The 21,621-nt window shown below is 55.9% G+C and carries 15 protein-coding genes and 1 pseudogene; 7 read left to right on the top strand and 9 right to left on the bottom strand.

Going from position 1 to position 21,621, the window contains the following annotated elements; translation table 11 throughout:
• Positions 1-228: transposase (locus tag L6639_RS40420; protein WP_476727271.1), on the bottom strand; the 228-nt coding region annotated here is incomplete at its 3' end.
• A gap of 1,008 nt (positions 229-1,236) precedes the next feature.
• On the opposite strand from L6639_RS40420, the gene L6639_RS40415 reads away from it, so the two are divergent.
• Positions 1,237-1,458, top strand: a complete 222-nt coding sequence (locus L6639_RS40415; RefSeq protein WP_237867054.1) for a hypothetical protein — start codon at positions 1,237-1,239, stop codon at positions 1,456-1,458.
• Positions 1,459-2,519: 1,061 nt separating this feature from the next.
• Complete coding sequence (locus L6639_RS40405; protein WP_237867052.1) at positions 2,520-3,707, top strand: glycosyltransferase family 4 protein; 1,188 nt, start codon at positions 2,520-2,522, stop codon at positions 3,705-3,707.
• A gap of 43 nt (positions 3,708-3,750) precedes the next feature.
• Here the strand turns inward: L6639_RS40405 and L6639_RS40400 are convergent, their stop codons facing one another.
• A complete protein-coding gene (locus L6639_RS40400; RefSeq protein WP_237867049.1) occupies positions 3,751-4,608 on the bottom strand; it encodes a thioesterase domain-containing protein in 858 nt (285 codons plus the stop codon).
• A 60-nt stretch (positions 4,609-4,668) separates the two neighbouring features.
• Entirely contained in the window at positions 4,669-5,613 is a 945-nt protein-coding gene (locus L6639_RS40395) for a GNAT family N-acetyltransferase (RefSeq protein ID WP_237867048.1), read from the bottom strand.
• A 676-nt stretch (positions 5,614-6,289) separates the two neighbouring features.
• On the opposite strand from L6639_RS40395, the gene L6639_RS40390 reads away from it, so the two are divergent.
• Positions 6,290-7,060 (top strand): metallophosphoesterase, encoded by a 771-nt coding sequence (locus L6639_RS40390; RefSeq protein WP_237867047.1) that lies wholly within the window; start codon positions 6,290-6,292, stop codon positions 7,058-7,060.
• A gap of 126 nt (positions 7,061-7,186) precedes the next feature.
• On the opposite strand, the gene L6639_RS40385 is transcribed toward L6639_RS40390, so the two are convergent.
• On the bottom strand, positions 7,187-7,525 hold the full coding sequence (locus L6639_RS40385) for an H-NS histone family protein (protein ID WP_237867046.1): 339 nt from the start codon (positions 7,523-7,525) through the stop codon (positions 7,187-7,189).
• A gap of 616 nt (positions 7,526-8,141) precedes the next feature.
• On the opposite strand from L6639_RS40385, the gene L6639_RS40380 reads away from it, so the two are divergent.
• Positions 8,142-8,345 (top strand): hypothetical protein, encoded by a 204-nt coding sequence (locus tag L6639_RS40380; protein ID WP_237867045.1) that lies wholly within the window; start codon positions 8,142-8,144, stop codon positions 8,343-8,345.
• Here L6639_RS40380 and L6639_RS40375 read toward each other — a convergent pair.
• Positions 8,342-9,814, bottom strand: coding sequence for an undecaprenyl-phosphate glucose phosphotransferase (locus L6639_RS40375; RefSeq protein ID WP_237867043.1), 1,473 nt, complete (start codon positions 9,812-9,814; stop codon positions 8,342-8,344). The genes L6639_RS40380 and L6639_RS40375 overlap by 4 nt on opposite strands.
• 257 nt (positions 9,815-10,071) lie before the next feature.
• Between L6639_RS40375 and L6639_RS40370 the strand changes: the two are divergent.
• Positions 10,072-11,216: pseudogene (locus L6639_RS40370) on the top strand (IS3 family transposase); the annotation flags it as partial.
• A gap of 288 nt (positions 11,217-11,504) precedes the next feature.
• Here L6639_RS40370 and L6639_RS40365 read toward each other — a convergent pair.
• From L6639_RS40365 to L6639_RS40355, 3 genes are all read right to left on the bottom strand, one after another.
• A complete protein-coding gene (locus L6639_RS40365; protein WP_237867042.1) occupies positions 11,505-13,505 on the bottom strand; it encodes a hypothetical protein in 2,001 nt (666 codons plus the stop codon).
• 113 nt (positions 13,506-13,618) lie between these two features.
• Entirely contained in the window at positions 13,619-14,848 is a 1,230-nt protein-coding gene (locus L6639_RS40360) for a polysaccharide biosynthesis/export family protein (RefSeq protein WP_237867055.1), read from the bottom strand.
• A gap of 161 nt (positions 14,849-15,009) precedes the next feature.
• The gene (locus L6639_RS40355; protein WP_237867041.1) at positions 15,010-17,325 is read right to left on the bottom strand and encodes a polysaccharide biosynthesis tyrosine autokinase; all 2,316 of its coding nucleotides are present in this window, start codon (positions 17,323-17,325) and stop codon (positions 15,010-15,012) included.
• Between the two features lie 306 nt (positions 17,326-17,631).
• Here L6639_RS40355 and L6639_RS40350 point away from each other — a divergent pair, with 306 nt between their 5' ends.
• On the top strand, positions 17,632-17,877 hold the full coding sequence (locus tag L6639_RS40350) for a hypothetical protein (RefSeq protein ID WP_237867037.1): 246 nt from the start codon (positions 17,632-17,634) through the stop codon (positions 17,875-17,877).
• 201 nt (positions 17,878-18,078) lie between these two features.
• On the opposite strand, the gene asnB is transcribed toward L6639_RS40350, so the two are convergent.
• The gene (asnB, locus tag L6639_RS40345) at positions 18,079-19,746 is read right to left on the bottom strand and encodes an asparagine synthase B (protein ID WP_237867036.1); all 1,668 of its coding nucleotides are present in this window, start codon (positions 19,744-19,746) and stop codon (positions 18,079-18,081) included.
• 662 nt (positions 19,747-20,408) lie between these two features.
• Between asnB and L6639_RS40340 the strand changes: the two genes are divergently transcribed.
• Positions 20,409-21,530 carry an acyl-CoA dehydrogenase family protein gene (locus L6639_RS40340; protein WP_338076580.1) on the top strand — a complete coding sequence of 374 codons (1,122 nt, stop codon included), beginning with the start codon at positions 20,409-20,411 and terminating at the stop codon, positions 21,528-21,530.
• The last annotated feature ends 91 nt before the right edge of the window (positions 21,531-21,621 follow it).

The following is a 21,621-nucleotide window of genomic DNA, read 5'->3' as shown; positions in this document are numbered from 1 at the left end:
CCGGGACAGCTGCTCGGCATCAATGGCCGTATCCGTCCGCAGCACGACATCACCGATCGCGATCTCAAGCTTGATCGCCGGAGCCTGACGCTCCTCCAACGCACGGTCCACGACCAGCGGCGCGAATGTCGGCGGGGACGTCTCGCACGGCGGCAACATGCCTCGCTGTCGAAACCGCCGTCGCCAATCGTAGATCTGCCAGCGCGTCGCTCCGTGCTTGCGCGCCACCTCGGACACCTGGCACCGGGTAGCAGACTCTCAGCAGCGATCCGGGCTCTCTCTGCTTCCGACCGAACTCGACGTCCTGACGGCCCTTCAAGGATCTCAAACCGGCTCACCGACCCTGCCGATGAGACGTCCAAACGGACGTCCTTTTTGCTGTCCAATCCCATCTCAAACCTCCGTCCAAGCCGGAGGCTTCTTCGCATAGATATCCAGATCCCGAAGCAAGGGTTCCGGCTAAGCGCTTACGATCAATTCCGCATCTGAGTGATTTCACCTCAGTCAAAAAGAGACTTCGTCGCTCAGCTGCTCAGCTCAATATTTCAATGAGTATAGACACGATGCAATCACGTCACGAGCGCTCGACGCCAGCAAGGCGACCGTGTTTGCGCATTGGTTGTGCACGGGCGGCGGGCAGATACTCCATCGTCGGAGGCGCCCAAAATTACTGTGACATGCATCACATTCGGCGCGCCGCGCACGCAACTAGCGCGTTGAGAGGGCGCCGACGTGTTTTGAGCGATAACAAATGACGAGCTGGCCCAATCGCTATTCTGAGCGAAGGCGGCGCCGGCGGGGCTTGGTGAGCTCCAATGGGGCCTCTGGCCGAGCTACTCCCCGTCTTCTTGACAATTGCCCTCTAGCATCGAAATAGCGAGACAATTGCTCGTATTGGTCCCGTTGAAGTCGCCTCAGTCTTCTTCGACTAGGCTCGGGACTTTCACGCGCAAGATTAGCTCGAAGGACTCTCGCTCCCCGGTTCACCCCGCGCCGGATAACCAAAACAATCAAATATTAAATGGAATTAAATAACTGAGAGCCGCGCAAGCGTCGGCACGAAGACTATGGCGCTACAGGACTTTGTAGCTGGGCGTCAACGACTAGCCAAGTCGATCGAAATGGTTAATATATACCCGCTCCCCAAAGGGCCTTAGGTAGGCTGCGCCCATTATTTTCAGGGAGCACGGCGATTATCGCCGCTACGGTTGAGTGAAGCTCTTTCACGGGTTGCGTATGGATTATTCGGATTTCACGACGCCGAGCCTTCTGATGATGTACGAGGCGGCTCGCGGCGCTCTTGCCGCTGATGATGCCGCGGAGGAGCAAGGCAAGGAACCAAAATTTAAAGTACGAACGACTGTGGGCTGGAAACAGCATTCGCAGAAGGTTGAGCTTGAGCTGTCGAGGCGCCGTATCGTGTTTCAGCCGATCAGTTTAAGGGAAAGTCAGTGGTAGTAACGGGCCACGGCACGTCAGGCCCGATCAGTTGCACGATCTTGGCAGAGTGCTCCAAATGAGTGCGTTGCATTCTCGCTGCGGCCTATGAGGCAGGCTTCACGGTGGAGTACGGCACGACAAGTTCCGGACTTGTCCGAATTCGTTCGAGATTGATTTCACGCGGCGGCTCACCGTTGAGCCGTGTGCGAGAGGATTAGTCGCGTTGCATAGTCCGCTCGTCGGCCGTGACGGTTTGGGCGCAAAGCGTCTCAAGACGCCATCTGACTGGATTGGTCGATTGCGCCGCCACTGTTGTAGCGAAACGCGCACTTGGTCAATTGTCGGTCTGTGGAGAGCCGATATCGAAGGCACCAAGCAAATACTCTTCGCCTACGGACATCTCAGTTGGTGCCCGCGCGACTAAAGTGAAAACGGCGTTCGGCCATTGCGTCCATACCTCTATGTCAGCTCTAGTTATTGTCAAAAAGCCAAATGTGTACGTGTATCGACCTGGCTCGGTGACATAGCCAATCTTGTCCCAAGTAACTTTGTTGACGCGCAATTCGATCGCTTTCCATCATAAAAAGAGATTTGTTTTGGTGGGCAGTTGCGCTGTGCTGATTAACATCGAAGGATGGGGATCGCGCTCTACTCCAATCGCCGCAGGATCTTGCCGAAATGTTAGGATACGGTTGATTTCCGGTTCGAAACTCGCAAAACGCGCAGTTGAGGGAGGGGGCGCCTTCCGTTGAGAATGATACCTATTCTGCCGACAAAACGCCGGTATGCGGCCACTCTCACCGCATCGAGATCCCAGCAGAGTTGCGAGAGGCTGTTACCAAATTCGCAGTAGTTGGAATTTTCGTATGGCCCGAAGTTGCGGTCGTTCCGGCGGTGCGAGTTTGAAATATAAGCGGCCTGCCAACCTAACGCGGCGACAGCGGTGCTTTTCCCAGAGGTGCGCTTCACCAACAGGCGCGGCAAGACCAATATCTTAGCGACTTGAGCGTTGTAAGGCAATTTTCTCTACTCGCATAGAGATTAGAAGGTCCTTGAGAAGGACAGGAGGGACTTGGAGAATGACATGCATCAAGGATTCGCGCACCGCGTCAATTCGGGTCCTGCACTTCATGCCAACAAATTTCGGAATGACAGGCGTGGAGACGTTTATTCTTCAACTTTGCATTGCGCAAAAGAGGTTGGGAATTCTGTCCACTATTGCAATTGACCTTCGCTCTCGGGAAGAAGTAGGCACAATCGCCAAGGAGAACGGAATAGCTGTCTTCGATCTCGCGGAGGGCGAGAGTTTGGCGAGCGGTCGGCAGCGAAGATTGGAAAAATTATTGACTCGGTTGCGTCGCGCGCGGGCTCTGCGCAAATTATCGCTGCTCCACGACGTCATGCATATTCACGCGGTCGGAATAGCGGGCCTTGAAGGGTTTCTTGCCAGTTGGTCCTCGCATCGTACGGCGCTGATAGTCACGCATCACGCGACGCTGAGCTGGTATTTGAAGTATTGGAATGTATTGTCCTCGATCACCTTTTGGCTAGAGAGGCGACACGCCGACCGAGTTGTGTTTCCTTATTCGGCTGCAGCCGAGGAAATGATCGCGCGCGGCATTTCGCGAAGCCAAATGACCGTTATTCCGTTCTGTGTCGATGAAACCGCCTTCGAGGGCGTCGCACTGAGGCCCCCGCGGGGAGAGCTAACGCTGATCATGTCGGCGCGCATGTTTGGGGGCAAAGGCCATATGGAATTGCTCGGCGCCATGGCGCAGCTTCATTCCCGATACCCAATGCTTCGCGCAATCTTGATCGGCGACGGACCGACGCGACCAGAAATTGAGGCAGAGATCCTTCGCTTGGATTTGAGCAGGGTGGTAGAGTGTCGAGGACGTGTCGACCACAGGCAAGTTCCTGCGATCATGCGAACAGGACACGTGGTGGTTTTGCCAAGCTATATGGAAGGGGAAATGTTTCCTCTTTGCCTGTTGGAAGGCATGGCGCTTGGTCTTCCCGCGATTGGCACCCGCATTGCCGGAATCCCGGACATCATCGCTGACGGTGAAACCGGAATCCTGGTCGAGCCGCGCGATCTGACGGGGCTCGCACGAGCCATCGAGAAATTTCTCCTTGATGTCGACTTTCTGGAGCGCACACGAGCGAGTGCCCTAGTTCGGTTTCAGTCGCGCTATGGTGCGAGTGCGGTCGCTCGTGCCTACGCCGAAGCGTACGAGGCGGCGCGAATGACTTCAAGACGGATCTAGCCAATATCCTGGCCGCGGCATGATGAGCAGCCAGCCTGCGGCCCTACCGTGAATTGCTTATTTCTTCGAGCAAGTGCGCGCTCAGTTTTGAGGCCACAGCGGATATTGAGGGTTCTCTCATCATGTCGACGTGTCTTCCCGGGACAAGGTGGATGGCGACGCCAGATGTCGCGCATTTACCCCATCCCATTGTTGGATCAAGATCATGTTCCGGGCCACGATCTTGGGCACGAAAGCAGACCACGCTCATCGGATGAGACTTCGGAACGTAAGTGTGCCACGCTTTTATGAAGCCCGGATCGTCACCTCGCAGCTTGGCGGGCAGGGGCCTGCCGATCATCCGAAACCCCTTCTTGATCCAGGGTGTAAATAGTCCTCTGCTGCGGGAGCTAACAAAGGCGAGCCCGCGGTTGAGGAAGCTCTTGATATTGCCCCTTACCAGATCACGTCCGTACTTGCTGAGCCGGTCAATCAAATAGGCTTTGCGATAGTTCGTCGCATCCGCTTCCGGCAAGGTCGCGAGCTGGGCGGGATTGGGAGCGTCGAGCAGGGCTACCAAGCTCGCGCTGCTGCCTTCTCTTGCCAATTGCGAAGCCATCTCGTAGGCGACAAGACCGCCAAACGAGTAACCGCAAAACTGGTATGGTCCGCTCGGATGAACGGCTCTGACAATGCGCAGGTAGAAGGACGCAATCTGCTCTACGGAAAAATGTTCGGTAAGTTCGCATAACCATTCCATGTCGAGCCCATAAACGGGCTGGGCCTGCGGCAGCGCTTCAGCCAAGTCTCGGAAAATACTGACATCGCCGCCCGAACCAGGAAGGCAAAACAAGGGCGGCCTGGCGCCAGAAGCTCGCAGCGAGACAAGATACCGGCGGGCATTTTCGGCGCTGTCGAACATTCCGTAGACTTACCTAGCGTTGTCCAAAATGACTTTGGGCGTTGCACTCGAAGAAGGTCATCAAGTGAAAAAATTGCTTTCGTTATCCGAGTATTGCGCCTTCACATATTGCAGCGCGCGGTAAGGCATCCGGCTGCGCCGGACAACGAGACGCGTTTTCAGCTTGCCGCCAAAGTTGGCTAAGAAGCGAGCAGTTCCGCTTGAGTAAATACCGTCAAGGTCGAGAAAGACCCCTAAGTCGTGAGCCTTCTTAATTGCCGACCATAGCAATAGACTGACCGCGCCGGAGTCGTGGGAGTGACGGGAGCGCGTGGAGAGCAAATAGTACATCGTGCCGTGCCCCCATACCAAAAAGGTCATTGCGATGGGCTCGCCGTTTTCATTGAACAACGACAGAATAACTCCGCACTCGCGGACGCGGCACTGCGAGAACAGGACCGGAAAATTGTCAAAATCGATGCGGCTGACCCGACCGAAGGCGGCAAGATTCTTTAAGTAGAAATCGATAAAGACATCCGGTTTGTCCAGAGCTCGAACGTGATAGCTCTTTTCGGCGCGGCGTATGTGCTGCCGGGTCTTCAGATCCAGAGCAGCCAAGAGATCGTCCAGACTTCTCCGGCAGTCGATTTCGAAGGTAAATTGAGGCGTCACCGAACACTTACGATCCTGAAAGGCAAGACCGTCAATCTTGGCCAAACCGTCATCCAAAGACGGATCCAGGCAAAGCTTGAGCTCTGACGTTGAGGGCAATTGGTCGATTAGCTGCTGGGTAATTGCAAGTCGTCGCGTGAGGCGCGTCTGCGGCTTTCCGTCTCCGGAATCGACGACGGGGCCTAGCACGTGTGTGAACGCTGGCATGCGAAGGAGACGAAAGGGCCCCCTGCGCGAGAAGACGTAAGGCAATCGGCCGACCACATAGTTGCCGCGCTTGACAACGGATTCTTGAACAAGGCCGCCGCTCACAGCGGATAACCACCACGGTTCATGAAATACTGTGATTTTCAAAGTGAGTTCTTATTGTTGATAAAATAGTTTGTCTGGAGATCGGTGCGCATAATGGAAGGGTGAATATAGCATTCCTCCATGATTTTTGTCGGGCAGGAAAGTTGCGCGACCTTTCGACGCACGGAACTCGCGATACGGCCGTTAACCAAACGCCCTTTTTGGTCGCTCGTGCACTTGATCAACGTTGAGTTGCTGCGGGGTGCAAATTGCATGTTTTTCCCGTCACACCTGTTGAGCCCAGGGTGTGACGACCCGGAACATTCGGCGGGATAGATATTCGCTGTCCGCTGTGATATCGCTCGTTTTCGCCGTAATGTGGTTCATCGGCAAGTCTTAGGTTATTGCGAGGGTAAATGATGTCGGCGGCGATCAACTTCGCTGGATGGCTTGTGAGGGGAGCGTTCCTAGGAGCGGTTGCCGTCGCATCAGTCCCTGATCCGATACAGGCTGCGGATGCAGCTCTGCCAATTCGGACGTCGAGGGTCGATCGTGTTGCGGGCCACGAAGTACGGTATCCGATCGTACGGCGTCGTCACGCGTGTCCGGACGGTTATTCTTGCTATGCGCTGTATGGCGCCTATGGACCTTACGGCGGGTCGGCATTCTGGGGCGCGTATTCAGGATCGTTTCGCTAACGTCTCGGCGCGACCGGCATCTGAGCTGTTGATGAGCTTCCATGTTGCTGAGGACTGTCTTTTCTCGTTTCGATAGGCGCGCGCGCCTGCCAAGAGGGGTCCGCATCTACGCAGTGGGCGATCTTCATGGTTGCGCTGATCTGCTGGCCGGTGCCTTTGATCTCATCGATGCCGATTTGGCTCGTTCCAGGCCAGAACAGGCAATCCAAGTCTTTCTCGGAGACTATATCGATCGAGGCCCCGATGCGAAGCGCACAATTGACCTTCTCATTGACCGGGCGCAAAGGCACGAGACCGTTTTTGTTAGAGGCAATCACGAAGCGCTGTTGTTAAGCCTGCTGGACGACCCAAAGATGCTCTCCAACTGGATCAAATTGGGCGGCATGACGACGTTGATGTCCTACGGAATAACAACTTCCACCAAGGACTTGCTGCAGAGAGGGCGGGAAGTTAGCGTCGCGTTGGCGGCCGCAATCCCTGCTGCCCACACTAACTTCTTGGCGAACCTCGTTCCTTGTTTCAGCTGCGGAGACTACTTTTTTGCTCATGCTGGGGTTCGGCCTGGCGTTCCGCTGGACAAGCAAAGCGAAGAAGATCTGATGTGCATTCGCGAGCCTTTTCTCAGCAGCGATCGAGATTTCGGCAAGATAGTCGTCCATGGCCATACTCCAAGCCTGGAGCCCGAGATTCGAAGCCATCGCATCAACATTGACACCGGAGCGTATGCAACCGGGTTACTCACAGTGTTGTCGATCCAAGATGATAAAGTCGAATTTCATTCGAGCAGTCGGTCGCATTCATCAAGATCCTGAACGGGAAGTAGTATGAATGTACGCAGGCTGTATACTTGGCCCGCCGGCCGATCGGCGTGGTTGCAACAAACCTTGCGCGCGTATTTTGGGTTCTCTTTTGGCGGCTTTTCGCGCTGCCCGGACGATTCAGCTATCGGACTTCTCGGCTGTTTCGATCCTGAAGTCTTCAAGTTTTTGGCCGGATTGAATTGCGGCGACCAACCATCGAGGCATTTTGCCTCTCCCCGACCATTTCTCGTCAGGCACTAATGGATTGTAGTATTTCGGCAAAACCTTCGGATACTTCCGGCGCCGTGGCTGCGTCTCCTGACCCTCGCCTGGATCCGCACCACTCAGCTGCGCCAATCTTTTGTCCAGCTCGAGCTTTTCTGAGGTGATCTTGTCCGAGAGGATCTTTGTGAGTTGCTCGTGCAAGACCCAAAGTTCATCAAAGTTCATCGCTTCCAAAAAAGCCAATTTGGTCATGCGCTCTGAATCCAACAAGGATACGCCCTGTGTCAAAAATTTGCCTTCCCGCAGAAACTAGGCTTTGGGGCGACTTTAAAATGGGACTCGAAATCAAATTGATTTTACTTAATTTTCTGGGGCATTAAAAGGGATTATTTCTGTTTAATCGGCGATTTTGCGTGCGATTCCAATCGGGAAGCGCATTTAAAACCGCTATCCACACGTACAGGTCGTTCTTCTCCTGATTCTAGCGCAACTTAAGGGAGGTCCGAATTTCATCACCCGATGTCGTCGCTCGGGTAGATTTGACCTTCGACAGCCTAGACGGCGCGCCTGCGTGGAGTTTGATGAACAAGGTGGGCCCTCCTGGAGCTATTGGTGCTTCAAGGCTGCTGTACGTCACCCGAGAAGATCTCGTCGATGATTTTTGTCGAAGACACCATCTGCCGATCGAAATAGGTCATTGCTTGGAAAGGACACGACAGATTCTGCCGAGCTGAAACGCGTCTTCTGCAGAGCCGGCTGGCGGGACACTGCAGCGATTATTTCGTCCTTAACCATGCGACCGACTTTGTTTTTCCAAGGTCGGTTGGCCGGAGTAACCTCAGTATCCGATTCATTTCAGGAAATTGCTATGAGCCAGGATTGGGAGCGCGTCGAGAGAGAGTTGGCAGAGGCGATGCCAGGCATCGTACCTTCGATCGATCAGTTGGATTTTCTCCCGGACAACGACTCAATCAGGGGCTTACGTGGTCGGTCTCTGCAAACGACAGAAACGTTGCTGGAGCACATCGCAAGGGCTCTTGAGGACGGAAGAATCGAGGCGCAGGCTGACTAGTAGGCGTTCCGGCCGCGTAACACTTCGTACGGAGTTCGAAGTAGAATCCAGAGATCTAACTTGAAACTCCAATTCTCGATGTACCAGATATCGCATTCCACGCGCCGCTCAATCAACTCGGTTGTGGGCGTCGGCCCGCGGTAACCGTGAATCTGAGCCCAGCCGGTTAGCCCAGGTTTGACGCACTGGCGGAAGCCATAGTTCCTTACAAGCTTGTCAAATTGATTGTCGTGCGCAACCGCGTGCGGCCGCGGACCAATCAGCGACATGCTGCCATGTAGAACGTTGAAGAGCTGCGGTAGCTCATCAAGACTTGTACGGCGAAGCCACTTTCCAACACCTGTAACTCTGTTATCGACGGCGCGCGCTTGGACCACAGAGGATCCATCCTCGAGCACCGTCATCGTTCGGAATTTGCAGATCTGGAAGGTTCGGCCGTTGAATCCCAGCCTGCGCTGTCTGAACAGAATTGGGCCTCGCGAGGTAAGCTTGATCGCCACCGCTATAAAGACGAGCATCGGGGCTATGAGGATCAACATTAATCCCGCGCCAAAGAGGTCGACGCATCGCTTTGCGGTGCACTCGGCGGCACTGAGAGGACCTCGCTGCAGCTCAATGCTGACCAGGTCGCCAAAATCCCTGGAGGGGCGCTTAAAAGCTTCAGCGGCTGCGCCAGTTGGAACGAACGTGACCGGAAAGGGCAGGGCCCGGAGTTCAGCCGCGAAGTCGCGGAGTTCGGGCCACTGATTTGTATCGGCTGCAACAACCACCGCTTCGATGTCGGAGCCCCTGATGCGCTCGATTACATTGGCTGCAAGTCTTCGGCGAATGTTCGCGTTTACGCCCGGGCGCGGCAGCGAAAAACGTTCCTTGATGTCGAGACCAACCGCGGCCAAGGTATCGGAGAAATCAAGGCCTGCAGCTTCGTTGCCGGAGATCAACACGACCTTGAGCCCGGAGAAGCGACGCTCGGCAAGCCCCTTTGCAAGGAGGCGCTTTGCCAGAATTCGATTGGCCAGGAGCGCTACAAGGCCTAGTCCCGCGAAGAGCATATTCGTACCGCGCGACAGCTCGCTACCGATTTTCAGCGCGAAAACTATGCCTGACAAAAGCAGAAATACGCCCGCCCACGTCGCAAAAATCATTCGGGCCTGGCGACGCCACGCGAGAAGGGCTGTGGGCTCGTATAGACCTTGCGATTTCAGGCACAACGTAAACAGCGTTGCGACGAGTATGGCAGAACCGATCGGCTGCCCCAGGTCGACGCGCATGCCTTCGTGGACATGATGCGCACAGGTTGCCAGGACGCTCGCCAAGGCAATCGTTGCGATGTCGAGCAGAATCGTTGCGGCCTCAACGGAATGGTAGCGAATAGGCCATTTTCGAACCGGAGCCGTTGGAAGTTCGCGCTCTTGAAAAATCGAGCTCTGGAGTAATTTTGCCTGGAGGCGCTGGTCAATGAAATTCATTGGATTAAAGCCTTCCAACTTGATTAATTAACCAAAAATTAAAGTTTATAAATTAATAACTCATGCTGGCATGGCAGTCAAATTAATAGAGCCGGAAACGAAGGCCTAAGCTGACTGTATGCCGCCCGGTTTTGGGGGCTCTGTACCCGCGAGGGTCGCTCTTAAATTGTGCGATATAGGAAATACAAGACTACCCCTGTTTTGACCGGACACCGGCGTTAGCCGGAGGAGCTAGGCCTAGTCCTAGGCATACGCCTATGTCCGACACGTTTTCAAAGGTGGAAGCCATCACCGGCGTTGCCCGCCGGCGGCGGTTTACGGCGGAGCAGAAGCTCGTGGTCGTCATCGAGACTCTGCAACCGGGCATGTCCATCAGCTATTTTGCTCGTCGCCATGGGCTCTCCCGGAGCCTGGTCTTCGGATGGAGACGGCTGATGTGTGAAGGGGGCAAGGAGGCGGTGCGGGCCGACAAGGATGTGATCGCCGCCTCCGAGGTCCGGCGGCTCGAGGAACGGGATCGAGACTCCTACGCCTGCTGGGCCGCAAGACCATGGAGGTAGAGATCCTCAAGGAGGCTCTTGATCTTGCACGGGTAAGAGAACCGACCCTGCTGTCGCGATCGCAGGCACCGGAGGATACCCTGTGAAACGGATCGCAGAGACCCTCCGGGTGGCCCGTTCCAATCTGGTTGACCGAACGGGTGGCAAGCGTTCGAACCGCGGTCCGCAGACTCGCGTCGGGGACGCGAAACTCACGTCTGATATCCGGCGCCTAGTGGATAGCCGCCCGAGCTATATGGATACCGGCGGATCGCGCGCTCCTCAAGCGCGAGCGGCGATCCGTCGGCCACGACCCCGTCAGCGCCAAGCGCATCTACCGGCTGATGAAGAAGTGTGGCTTGTTGCTGGCCCGGCATACAGTGCGCCACCTCCCGCGGGCCCATGACGGAACGATCATGACAAGCCGCTCCAACGAGCGTTGGTGTTCGGACGCGCTGGAGTTCACCTGCTGGAATGGTGAGATCGTGCGGGTTGCCTTTGCCCTGGACAGCCATGACCGCGAGGTCATCAACTGGGTGGCCACAACGGCTGGGATCTCCGGCAAGATGATCCGAGGCATAATGGTCCCCTGTGTCGAGCAGCGGTTCGCCGACATCCGGGCTCCACACAAGGTGCAATGGCTGACCGACAATGAATCCATCTTCGCCGCTTATCGCACCCTTGAGATCGCCGCGGCCCTCAACCTCGAGCCCTGCTTCATGCGGATCGAAAGCCCCGAGAGCAACGGCATGGCCGAGGCGTTCTTGAAGACCTTCACGCGTGAAGTTCGTGTGAACCCGATTCCTGACGCGAGCACCGCACTGCAGCGGATCGACCAATGGATGGAGGATTACAACTCAGAATAACTACACTCCCGACCGGGCTACCGCTCACCGCGGGAGAGTTGCATCACCAGCCGAGTGTCCGGTTTAACGGGGGCAACTCCACCTGCTCTCCCTGCTCTTGGCGCTGTTTGCATTCGTTGGGGCGCTTTATTGGGCCGTGTCGAACGGGTCGCGTGAAGCTTTTCTCTCGGGATTGACCGCGGAGACCTTGCTTCAGTTTGGCTACTTCACAGGGTTTTGTGCTCGAACCAAACTCGAGCGCGCAGGAGTCCTGCACGTTCTGCCCTCGCGTGGATAGGCATAGCTTCACCGTGGCCGCATTTCCTTCAGAAAGACCGGGTCAGTCTCGGCGATTTGTCGTTCGGCAAGTCGCCGTCCGTCAGCACTGGCCAAAGCGTATGCTTCGACGAGCGCCGGCCTCAGAGCAGGCAATCGGCCCACAATCAGACCGACGTCCCGCTTGATCATGTCCTGCAGCTCGAGATCGGCGACCGCGCTGCTCAATCGCAGCGCAAGCTTGATTCTTGCCGGTATCAGTTCAACGTCGTTGGGTGCCGTGTAGTACGCCATCTTCAGCAGGGCCGCTGGATCATAGGCGCTCCACTTATACTGCTCCGCGAGCAATGCGAACGTCAGCCAAACGTCACTTCGATAAGGAGAAAATCTCAGGGCTCCGAGAAGGTCATGGCGCACGCCTTCATCTGATCCATTTCGTGTCGGCGTCCCTTGCAACAACGCCGCGCCTGCAAACCCGTATTCTGCCCATAGATCGCCACGAGCGATGGCAAACGAAGTCGCATGGTCAAGGTTATTCTTTTCACGGACCGAGACCGGCGGAGATGTCGCTCCGAAAGTAACCGTCCCGTTTCCCCACAGGAGGTATGCTGGAATCAATACCCAGATTGCCTGAACTGCCAGCAATAATCCAAACAAGGCGCAGCATGACCGTACCAAGAGTCTATCAATAGTCAGTCCGGCAACAACTGGACGCGTCCTGTCAAGGTCGTGAGTTCGCGGCGTTGAGACGACGTTCTCGCTTGCGCTTCGGCGTTGAACATACGACAGGCCAATGCACGCGCTGATGATCAGCAACGCTGAAAAACTCAACGCATCACTGTTAACAAACGCCGTAATCGCAGTCGTTACCAAAACGCTGGCGCCCGCAGCGGCGTAGACGTAGTCCCGCGTGCGAGCCAGGGAACTCCGTGCGAGAACAATGGACGCTGCAGCCATAACGAGGATCGCTGCGAGCAGGAAGCTTCGCCCCATTTCAACAGTGACTATCGTCGCTGCGGTTTCCGAGACGTGGCGGGAAGCGTCGCCAACGTCACGATAGACCGGAAGGACGTCCTCGAAGGCGCCTGCTCCATAGCCAAATGTTCTTGCATCTGACAGCAGAAGGTCTGTTGCGTTCCAGCTGTTTTGGGATGACAGCACTTTTGTGATATCCACGTCCGTTTTGAGCGGCGCGATGGCCACGAAAGCAAGAAGGGCAACCACGCCCGTGGTCAAAACCCCGGCCTTGCCCCATCTTCCCCAGCGCCACTTTCGGACGACGTGAATGCTGACCAGGACGCTCATGCCAAACATCGCTGCGAAGGCAAGCGTCTGATCGCCCAGCATCATGATTGACAATGTGCCTAAGGCGAATGCCGCGGTAGCTGCCCCAAGCCCGACGACTGCGTGGAACCCGGAATTTGGCTGGCGACGTTTGCTGGAATATTGCTCCTGGACGTGAAGCAAAGAAGCGCACGACAGGATGATCCCGATCGCAGAGACAAGGACGGCTCCCGCGGCGTCGGTATCGAGGCTGTGAACGTAGCCCAGCTCGGAAGCGAGCTGAAGTCCTGCGACAGACGCTGCAACAGCAGTCAGGAGATAGAGAAAATTCCCTGCCGATTGTCGATCTACGGCCGCCGCGCTGACCGCAATGCCGGTTGCGATGACAACGCAATACCGGGCGAAGGACAGGAGTGTAGCTCCGGTGTCGATCGATATCGTCCCGCTAAGCGGCATTCGCAGGGCGCTCGATGCTGTCGACCAGATGCCGTTAGACGGCCAGGGTGAAGGAGCTGGTACGACCTGGAGCAATATCCACAAGCCCGGGACTATCAGCGCAATGAGCGCAGCCGGGCGCGTGATGCGACACAACCTGTCAATGACACCCAGGCGTGAACTTAAGGCAAGGCGGATAAGAGCAACCGCCATAATGGCGCAACCGAAGCCAGTCGCAATTTCGGCTCGAACTGCATTGAAAGCCACGACGAAGGCAACAAAAGCCGTCCAGAAGTAAAGCCAAATAAACATACATTGCCTCAAGACAAAGGCGGAGGCCGATGCGCTCCCACTTAGTCAAGGCACAGGGAAAAGGCCTTGAGGCGATGCTCGATGAGCGCGCGCCATCAACTAGATGGCCCGCCTCATCGCGATATCGGTGTGGGTGTCGTGATGACGGTGGCAGAACCGGTTCCTTGAATGGTATTCCGGAGGACCAGGCCATTCGTCGCATAAGTGATCGGATCGTTCGCGGTCGCCATAATGGTCCGCAGGAACGTCAGGAATTTCGTCGTCTCAACCGAAGAGGCATTAGACGTGTAGATCACATCCTTGTTTCTCATCTCGAAATTTTGCGCGAGGAAATAGCCCGACGGATCGCGCAAGTTCACATTGTAAATGACCGGGATAATTGGCCCTGCGAACTTCGTGCAATCCACGCCAAGTCGCGCCGCAACTTCACGCGTCTCGCCCCGATACAAAAATACCCAACTCGGCTCGGCGAGGGAGTCATTCAGCCCGCCCTGCTTGCCGACGGCTTCTGCCAGCGAAAGCCTCCACGCATCAAACTTATACAGACCTTGACCCGCGGAGGCCGATGCGCCGGCCGCCCCTACCGCGACAAATGTCTGTGGCTGGCCAAATAGGTAGATTACGTCGTTTGGGAGCACATAAATGTTGTTGGCTGGCTCATACATCAGCGCGCCGAATGGGACGCTGGCGCGATGGCCTGCCCGCTCAAGCGAGACCCACATGTCGTAGCCTTGAGTGCTTGGGCCTCCGGCCCTCGCGACTGCGTCGAGAATGCGCTCTCCGGACGGGCTCGCGGGGAAGCGACCCGCGGTCCGCACATCACCCAGAACGCTGATAAGCGATGTGTTTTGCTGGGCCACCGCGACGACAACCTGCGGTTCAAGCGCGCGAGCTTTTAGCTTGTTGACAATGTCCGCCTGCACCTCGGTGGGCGTGCGGCCTTTGGCTCGCACCTCACCAGCATACGGAACCGCAATGTTACCGCTTTCGTCGACCGCCTGATTGGGAACCGTGACAAAGTTTCCAGCGCGAACGCCATTCTCGGAGGTGAACAACCCGCCGGCGGCGGCCTCGAAGATAGTGACGCTCACGATATCGCCAATGCCAAAGCGGAAGGCCTTCGGCGGCGACCGATCGGCAAAAGCCGTCGACAGCCTCGGCACATACTGACCGAGCGTCTGAACTACTTCAGGAGTGACTTTTACGAGCGCATACGGAACACTGACCGGCGCTCCGCCCTCCGACTGGTTGAGGACGTCAGTTCCCTGCGGGCCGGTCGTCGGCACGATGGAGCACCCGGCGCAGCACAGCACCAGAAGCATGGCGGTTCGCTTCGCCATCATTTTCACAACGTTAGCCAGGAGATCCCCGCAAGCTTCTCTGAATTAGCCTTCGGAGAATGACATCTTGTGAGGATTCTGGACAGGCCAACATCGAGGCTGCAAGCAACTCAGCCGGCGTGTGTAGCTAAATTGCAACACGCCCGAGGCTTGCAAAGATAGCATTAATTGTCGGTAAGACCGTAGTGCACGTAATGATCGTCGCTGTAGTAGTCACTTCTATGGGAATCGTACTGAAGCATCGACCGAATATCTGTCTTGTTGAGTACAACACCGATCAGATTCTCGTAGACATTCGGGGCGGTGTGCAAGGCATGCTGCACCACGTCGATTTTGGTTTTCCCCCATTCGACGACAAGCATAAAGCAGTCGACCAGCGTCGCCGTGGCGCGGACGTCAACGATGGGGGTCAGAGGCGGCAAATCGACGATCACATAGTCGTAAGTCGTTCGTAAGCGGGCGAACAACTTGCGCATGTGTTCGGTTGCCAGAAGCTCACTGCTGTGAAGCAATGGACGATTCTTGACCACTGGCAAGAAGGCCAAATTGGTCTTTGGCTCTTGCCAGATGGCCTCTTCCAAGGAGCATTTTTCGAAGATGACCTCAAGCAACCCAGCGCTCGCGTCCGGTGCGAGAGCCTTTGATAGAGACGGGTTTCTGAGGTCACAGTCCACGAGGATCACGCTTTTACCCCCCTGTCCGATCAGTTGGGCAAGAGACGCTGCGATCGTCGACTTACCCTCATGGGGCAGTGAGGACGTTATTCCAATGACCTTGTTTGTCGTTTGCGTTGGATTGAGGTCGATGCCCAGTTTAATTGAACGGATCGCCTCCGCAAACCGCGACAACGGCATATTCATCACGGCCCAATGCGAAGGTGAATGCGTGGAAACCGTTCTCCTGCCGGTTTCTCGGTCCGGCAGGAAGCTGGTCTTCAGCTTTCGAAGTCTGGCAGCTTGCAGGAGCGGCACGACGGAAAGGCAGGGCAGGCACAGAGCTGCTTCGAGCTGATCAGGGGTTCGGAAGACCCGGTCCATCGTTTCTCGGAGCAAACCCAGTCCAACGCCAAGACCAAGACCTCCGAATAAGGCGATCGCAAGTATGATTGTCGTCTTGGGCTTGCTTTTGCTCTGCGGAATGGAGGCAGGATAAATTACCCTGGCATCTGAAATGGGAAAAGATTCCTGCTGCGCCGATCCCATATATCGCTGCAGGAACGTGTCGTAGAGCGTTCGATAGCCCTTCGCCCGGCTTTCGAGCTCCCGAAGAGTGACTTCCGCTGAATTCGTCGCCCTGGACAGCGAGACAGCCTCCGACAATTGCTTTTCCAGATCTTGCTGGCCTTGTTTGGCAACTTCATAGTCACTGCGGCTAGTTTCGGCGAGGCGGCGGACCTCATCGAGAACGGACGCGCGAATTTCGCGCATTCGAGCACGCAGATTGACGACACTCAGGTGATCCTTACCGAACCGCGCCGACCATTCGCTCTCCCGCCTGACCAGCTCGAGGTATTGTTGGCGCAGACTATTGATGATCGGGCTCGCAAGCGCGTCCGACCCAGAGGCGTCGAGCGTCCCTATTGAGTCCCCCTTGGCGGGATTCTCCTTGAGAATGCTTTCATAGCGGTTCAGGCGCGCGAGGAGTTCCGCGGTTTGAGCTCGGGCGGCCACGATGCGACTATTCAACTGAGTTACTTGCTGCTCGTCGATAGGTTTTCCTTCCGTCGAGACAATGTTGTTTTGCGATCTGTAGGCGTTGACCGCGCGCTCAGCAGTTTCGGCCTGATCTCCCAGCGCCTTTATTCTTTGCTGCAACCAGAGAGTTGCCGTTCGATTGGCCTCGAATTTGGCGTTGAGCTGGTCTGCGATGTAGGCGTCGGCAATTGCGTTGGCGATCTGGGCCGCACGTGCCGCATCGTTCCAACTGAAAGTCAGTTCGATCACGTTGCTCAAGTTCACGCGCGCTGCCGTGAGCCGCTCTTGGAACGCCGTCATGATGTCGCCAGCTTGGCGCGCCTGTGACTCGCTTTCATCGGAGCCTTGCGTGCCTCCGAACCACTTGCGAAGGCGGCGCACCACTGCTGTCAGCGGAGAGTCCTTGTTCCTCGTCAGGTCGGCGGCGAGGTCGAGCTTATCGATGACGTCGCTTGCGATAGCTTTGGACCGGAGGATCTGAAGCTGTGTTTCTATTTCTCTCGGGTCAAAGGACGGTTCGGCAACGACAGACTGTTGCTGAATAAACTGCGCCTTTTGATTTCCCAGCAGGATGCGCACTTGAGCTGTGTAAGTCGGCGGCGTGACGCGAAGGTAGATCAGGCCAGCAGCAACAGCGAGTACCGCGCCGAAAATCACGACAGCATACTGGCGGCGCAAAAATCCGCGTGCAAAACTCACCAGCGGACCGATTCCGGTTGCGCCCCCCGGCGGCGGGCCGTCGGCATTGCCGAGCGCAGTCCTCGATCTGTCGGTGTTCTGCAGCATTCGGTCTTTCCCGCAATCCGTGGCGCCTCGATCAAGAACACCCGCAAAGTTAAAACTCGCGAGTGAGATCCGGACAGGCCCCTTCAAACCATATCGATAAGTTAGTGCACGTCAAAATTTAAATCGACGAGAGACAAAATTAATCGTGAATCGCGTGGGTCGGACTATGAACCTGGAACTCTAAGTCATGGAGGGCATTTGAAAATAAATGCGATCAAATGACGCGGTGCTTTTTATTTATATATATGAAGCATATATTTTGTGCTATAATGTTCAAATTGTAACAGGGTGACGGGAAGTTGAAGCATGTCCGCGATTTTGAAGATTGTCCTGGTCTTGTTAGCCGTATCGGGTACCGCAACCAGCGGCTATGTATTCTACAACGCCGCTTTGTCGTCTAACGACTGGGTCTACCGCGGCGGAACTCCCGCCAATTGGGCCAACGGTGGTGTTCACGGTGCTCCGGGGCCCGTCGCCGGTGCCGGTATTCCGCTCGCGGCCGCGGCATATGGCGTTTATTGGCTGATGAGGCGACGTCGCAAGCAGGACTGAGCATACAAATTCCCTCGGTGCTCCAACGGGAACGGGTCATTCGATTGAGCGCGACCATCGCTGTTTTACTGTTGACGAAAGGGAGGCCGAAAGCAGATGCATTCGGTCTTCCACTCTCGACATTCCCGACCCTCTAGCCGCCTCCTTGGCCACTCTCGTTGAGCCACGGAGCGACCATTGCGCCACGACGCTCAAGGACAATCAGACCGACTCGGTTGCCTGAAGGTGCACGCTCCGCACAGCTCTTCCTGACGGGTCATCCATTTTCGCGAATTCCTGCGACCAGCGAAATGCCGTGGGTGTCGAGCAAGCGATCGACGGGCCGACCGGAACGGTGAGGCAGGCAGTCGGGTTTTGGAAAATACGATCGAAGATGGTCCTGTACAGATAGCCCTCCTTCGAAGTCGGCGTTTGGTTCGGAAACTTCTGCTCGACGGTGGACATCATTCCGTCAGTGACCTTGTTGTTAGCGTAGTCCTTTAAGGAATCGATCCAGCTATAGCCGACGCCGTCCGAGAACTGTTCCTTTTGACGCCACAGAATCTCCTCGGGCAGAAGGTCAGGAAAGGCTTCTCGCAGGATACTCTTCTCGATCTTTTTCCCCGGGCACATCTTGTCTGCCGGATCTATCGACATGGCATAGTCGAGAAATTCCTTGTCCAGAAATGGTACGCGCGTTTCAAGTCCCCAGGCGGCTGTCGCCTTGTTAGCGCGACAGCAGTCGTATTTGCTCAAAGCGAACAGCTTTCGAACGGTCTCTTCGTGGAATTCTTGTGCATTCGGCGCCATGTGAAAATACAGGTATCCACCGAACACCTCATCCGCACCTTCTCCCGAAAGCACCATCTTGATACCCATTGAGCGTATCTTTCGCGCCATCAGATACATGGGCGTTGCCGCACGAATTGACGTAACATCGAACGTCTCGAGATGACGGATGACATCCGAGACTGCATCAAGCCCTTCCTGGACCGTGAAGACAATCTCGTGATGAACCGTTCCGATGTGTTCGGCCACCTTTCGCGCGAAGCGCATATCCGGAGCGCCATCGAGTCCGACGGAAAAGGAATGAAGGCGAGGCCACCAGGCTTCCTCGGTATCGCCCGATTCTATTCGCTTGAACCGGTGTCGCGAGGCGATAGCGGCGATGAGAGAAGAATCCAGCCCGCCGGATATCAGGACTCCGTAGGGAACGTCGCACATGAGCTGCTGCTTGACCGCAGTCTCAAGTGCGGACCGGAGTTTCTGGAGCGAAACCTTTTCCGTGGGCGCCTGGTGCTCCCAGGATGGATTATACCATTTGACGAAAGTCCTGTCCCGCCCGGTATAGTAATGACCTGGCGGAAACTCCTGAATCGTTTCGCAGGCGGCGTCCAGGGCCTTCATCTCGCTTGCGACGTAAGTTGCGCCGTCGCGGTCCCACCCGATGTAAAGTGGAATGATGCCGATGTGGTCTCGTGCAACGAAAAACTCACGCTTCTTTTCGTCGAACAGAGCGAACGCGAAAATCCCGCTGAGCATGTTGCAGACAGCGGGGCCATATTCGTCATAAAGATAGAGAATGACCTCGCAGTCTGATTTCGTTTTCCAGGCGTGATGTTGCTTCAGTTTTTCACGCAGCGCGACATGGTTATAGATCTCGCCATTTACAGCCAGCGCCCGACTAGTCATATCGTCTATCAGGGGCTGGGCCCCGTGCTCCACGTCGACGATTGAAAGTCGTTCATGGGCGAGCACTGCGCCTTCGTTCGCATAGACGCCGCTCCAGTCGGGTCCGCGATGTCTGATCATCTTGGACATTTCCAAAGCGCGATGACGCGCTGTTTCGAGGGGGTCCTTAAATTCGAAAATGCCAACGAAACCGCACAATGTGATTACTCCGTTATATAAATGCCCGCGTGGGGTCTGAAATCCACTATCCAGTTGAGAAAGTAAAAACAGGCCGCATTAAATTAAAAGACGTTATTATATAAAATAGAAAGATTTACAATATCATTTATTTTGCGGTGCGTTCCGTTTTCGGAGCATTCTAATGTGACCGGACCGCTTGTAACTGCCGCGGGAGAAGAGGGGGCGCACTGCCACTTCTTCGACGATAGGACCAATCTCGGCCAAGGTCCCTTGCCGAAGTCGGTCGCCGGGAGACGCCTATCTCGGCCTCGCAGGAGGCCGAAATGGCAGCTCCGGCTTACCAAATCGGCGGTCTGCTGAATGCCATGGCCGTCGGTCGGATGCCCAAGGGCCATTCACGCGACGCAACGCGCCTCGGCCCAATGAGGGCGGTTGTCTTGCTTGATGAACCGCATGCCGGTCAACGTAGATTTTCATGCGAATTCCTCGGCCAATCATCATGTCACAAAAAGTGCATTGCTCTGAAATTTGATCTCTCTCCGCCTTTACTATCTACCTTGATCCATTCAATAAATGCCGCCTGCGGCTCTTGCCAAACGCTCAGCCGATGCTGCAACGTCGGGTGTGCGACCCGAATGTGAGATGAGAAAATGATGCCGGCACGTGCTGAGTCGCCTTGGATGAGCGATGAGACAAGAATATTTCAGAACTCGGTTCGACAATTTATCGAAGCGGAGCTTGTCCCAAACCATGCGCGTTGGTCCGAGCGAGGCTACCCTGACGCTTCGGCCTGGCTCAAGGCAGGTCAGGTTGGTTTGTTACTTCCGGACGTGCCCGAGAAGTATGGCGGGGGAGGTGGGACCTTCGCCTATGAGGCCGTTATCATCGAAGAGCTGGCCCGGAGCGGGGTCCACTTCGGCTTCAACATTCAGAGCATAGTTGCACATTATATTCTTGCCTATGGAAGCGAAGAGCAGAAACTTCGTTGGCTGCCACGAATGGCCGCTGGCGAACTGGTCGGTGCGGTCGGATTGACAGAACCCAATTCGGGATCTGATCTCCAGGGCACCAGAACCACGGCACGAAAAGATGGTGAGCATTATGTGATCAACGGCTCGAAGACGTTCATCACAAACGGCTGGCAGGCCGGCCTTGTTTGTCTTTCCGTCCGTACTGATCCTCGATTATCCGGGCCGAGGGCCCTCTCACTGCTTGTGATTGAAACGAAAGATCTCCCAGGCTACCGGGTAGGCCAACCCCTCGAAAAAGTCGGTCGCCACGCTCAGGACACCTGTGAACTGTTTTTCGACGGGGTGCGTGTCCCCGTTGGAAACCTGCTTGGCGCGAGCGAAGGGCGCGGCCTGTTTCAAATGATGGATCAGTTTCGATACGAGCGGCTGTCGATCGGACTGAGCGCAGTCGCGGCAGCGGAGCGCGCGATCGAAATCACTACCGCTTACGTAAAGGACCGCAAGGCATTCGGCAGACCCCTGCTGGACCTGCAGAACACGCGCTTCAAGCTCGCCGAATGCAGAACTGAGGCGCATGTCGGTCGAGTGTTCGTGGATAATTGCATCCAGCAGTTCATCCATGGTCAGTTAGATGCTGTTACCGCGGCGATGGCCAAATACTGGCTCACCGATAGCCAGTGTCGGATCGTCGAGGAATGCGTCCAGCTGCACGGCGGATATGGCTACATGCAGGAATCCGCAATTGCGCGCTTGTGGACCGACAGCCGGGTCCAGCGCATATACGGCGGCGCGAACGAGGTTTTGAAGGAAATGATCGGCTCCTCGCTCTGAGCCAACTTAGGCACTCCGATACGGTAGCAGGTGGGCTGCACATCACAATCATCGTTACCTGGTGTCACCGTTGGCTGTAGTTCTTGCAATT

The organism is Bradyrhizobium zhengyangense, from assembly GCF_022012555.1.
GTDB lineage: Bacteria > Pseudomonadota > Alphaproteobacteria > Rhizobiales > Xanthobacteraceae > Bradyrhizobium > Bradyrhizobium zhengyangense.
This window is presented reverse-complemented; position numbering and strand designations above follow the sequence as displayed.

Excerpts from the sequence above, each read along its gene's own strand:
- L6639_RS40385 (WP_237867046.1), bottom strand. The coding sequence starts at position 7,525 with ATGACCAAATTGGCTTTTTTGGAAGCGATGAACTTTGATGAACTTTGG.
- L6639_RS40365 (WP_237867042.1), bottom strand. The coding sequence starts at position 13,505 with ATGTTTATTTGGCTTTACTTCTGGACGGCTTTTGTTGCCTTCGTCGTG.
- L6639_RS40340 (WP_338076580.1), top strand. The coding sequence starts at position 20,409 with ATGAGCGATGAGACAAGAATATTTCAGAACTCGGTTCGACAATTTATC.
- L6639_RS40415 (WP_237867054.1), top strand. The coding sequence starts at position 1,237 with ATGGATTATTCGGATTTCACGACGCCGAGCCTTCTGATGATGTACGAG.
- L6639_RS40390 (WP_237867047.1), top strand. The coding sequence starts at position 6,290 with ATGTTGCTGAGGACTGTCTTTTCTCGTTTCGATAGGCGCGCGCGCCTG.
- L6639_RS40355 (WP_237867041.1), bottom strand. The coding sequence starts at position 17,325 with ATGCTGCAGAACACCGACAGATCGAGGACTGCGCTCGGCAATGCCGAC.
- L6639_RS40375 (WP_237867043.1), bottom strand. The coding sequence starts at position 9,814 with ATGAATTTCATTGACCAGCGCCTCCAGGCAAAATTACTCCAGAGCTCG.
- L6639_RS40380 (WP_237867045.1), top strand. The coding sequence starts at position 8,142 with ATGAGCCAGGATTGGGAGCGCGTCGAGAGAGAGTTGGCAGAGGCGATG.
- L6639_RS40360 (WP_237867055.1), bottom strand. The coding sequence starts at position 14,848 with ATGATGGCGAAGCGAACCGCCATGCTTCTGGTGCTGTGCTGCGCCGGG.
- L6639_RS40405 (WP_237867052.1), top strand. The coding sequence starts at position 2,520 with ATGACATGCATCAAGGATTCGCGCACCGCGTCAATTCGGGTCCTGCAC.
- L6639_RS40400 (WP_237867049.1), bottom strand. The coding sequence starts at position 4,608 with ATGTTCGACAGCGCCGAAAATGCCCGCCGGTATCTTGTCTCGCTGCGA.
- L6639_RS40350 (WP_237867037.1), top strand. The coding sequence starts at position 17,632 with ATGTCCGCGATTTTGAAGATTGTCCTGGTCTTGTTAGCCGTATCGGGT.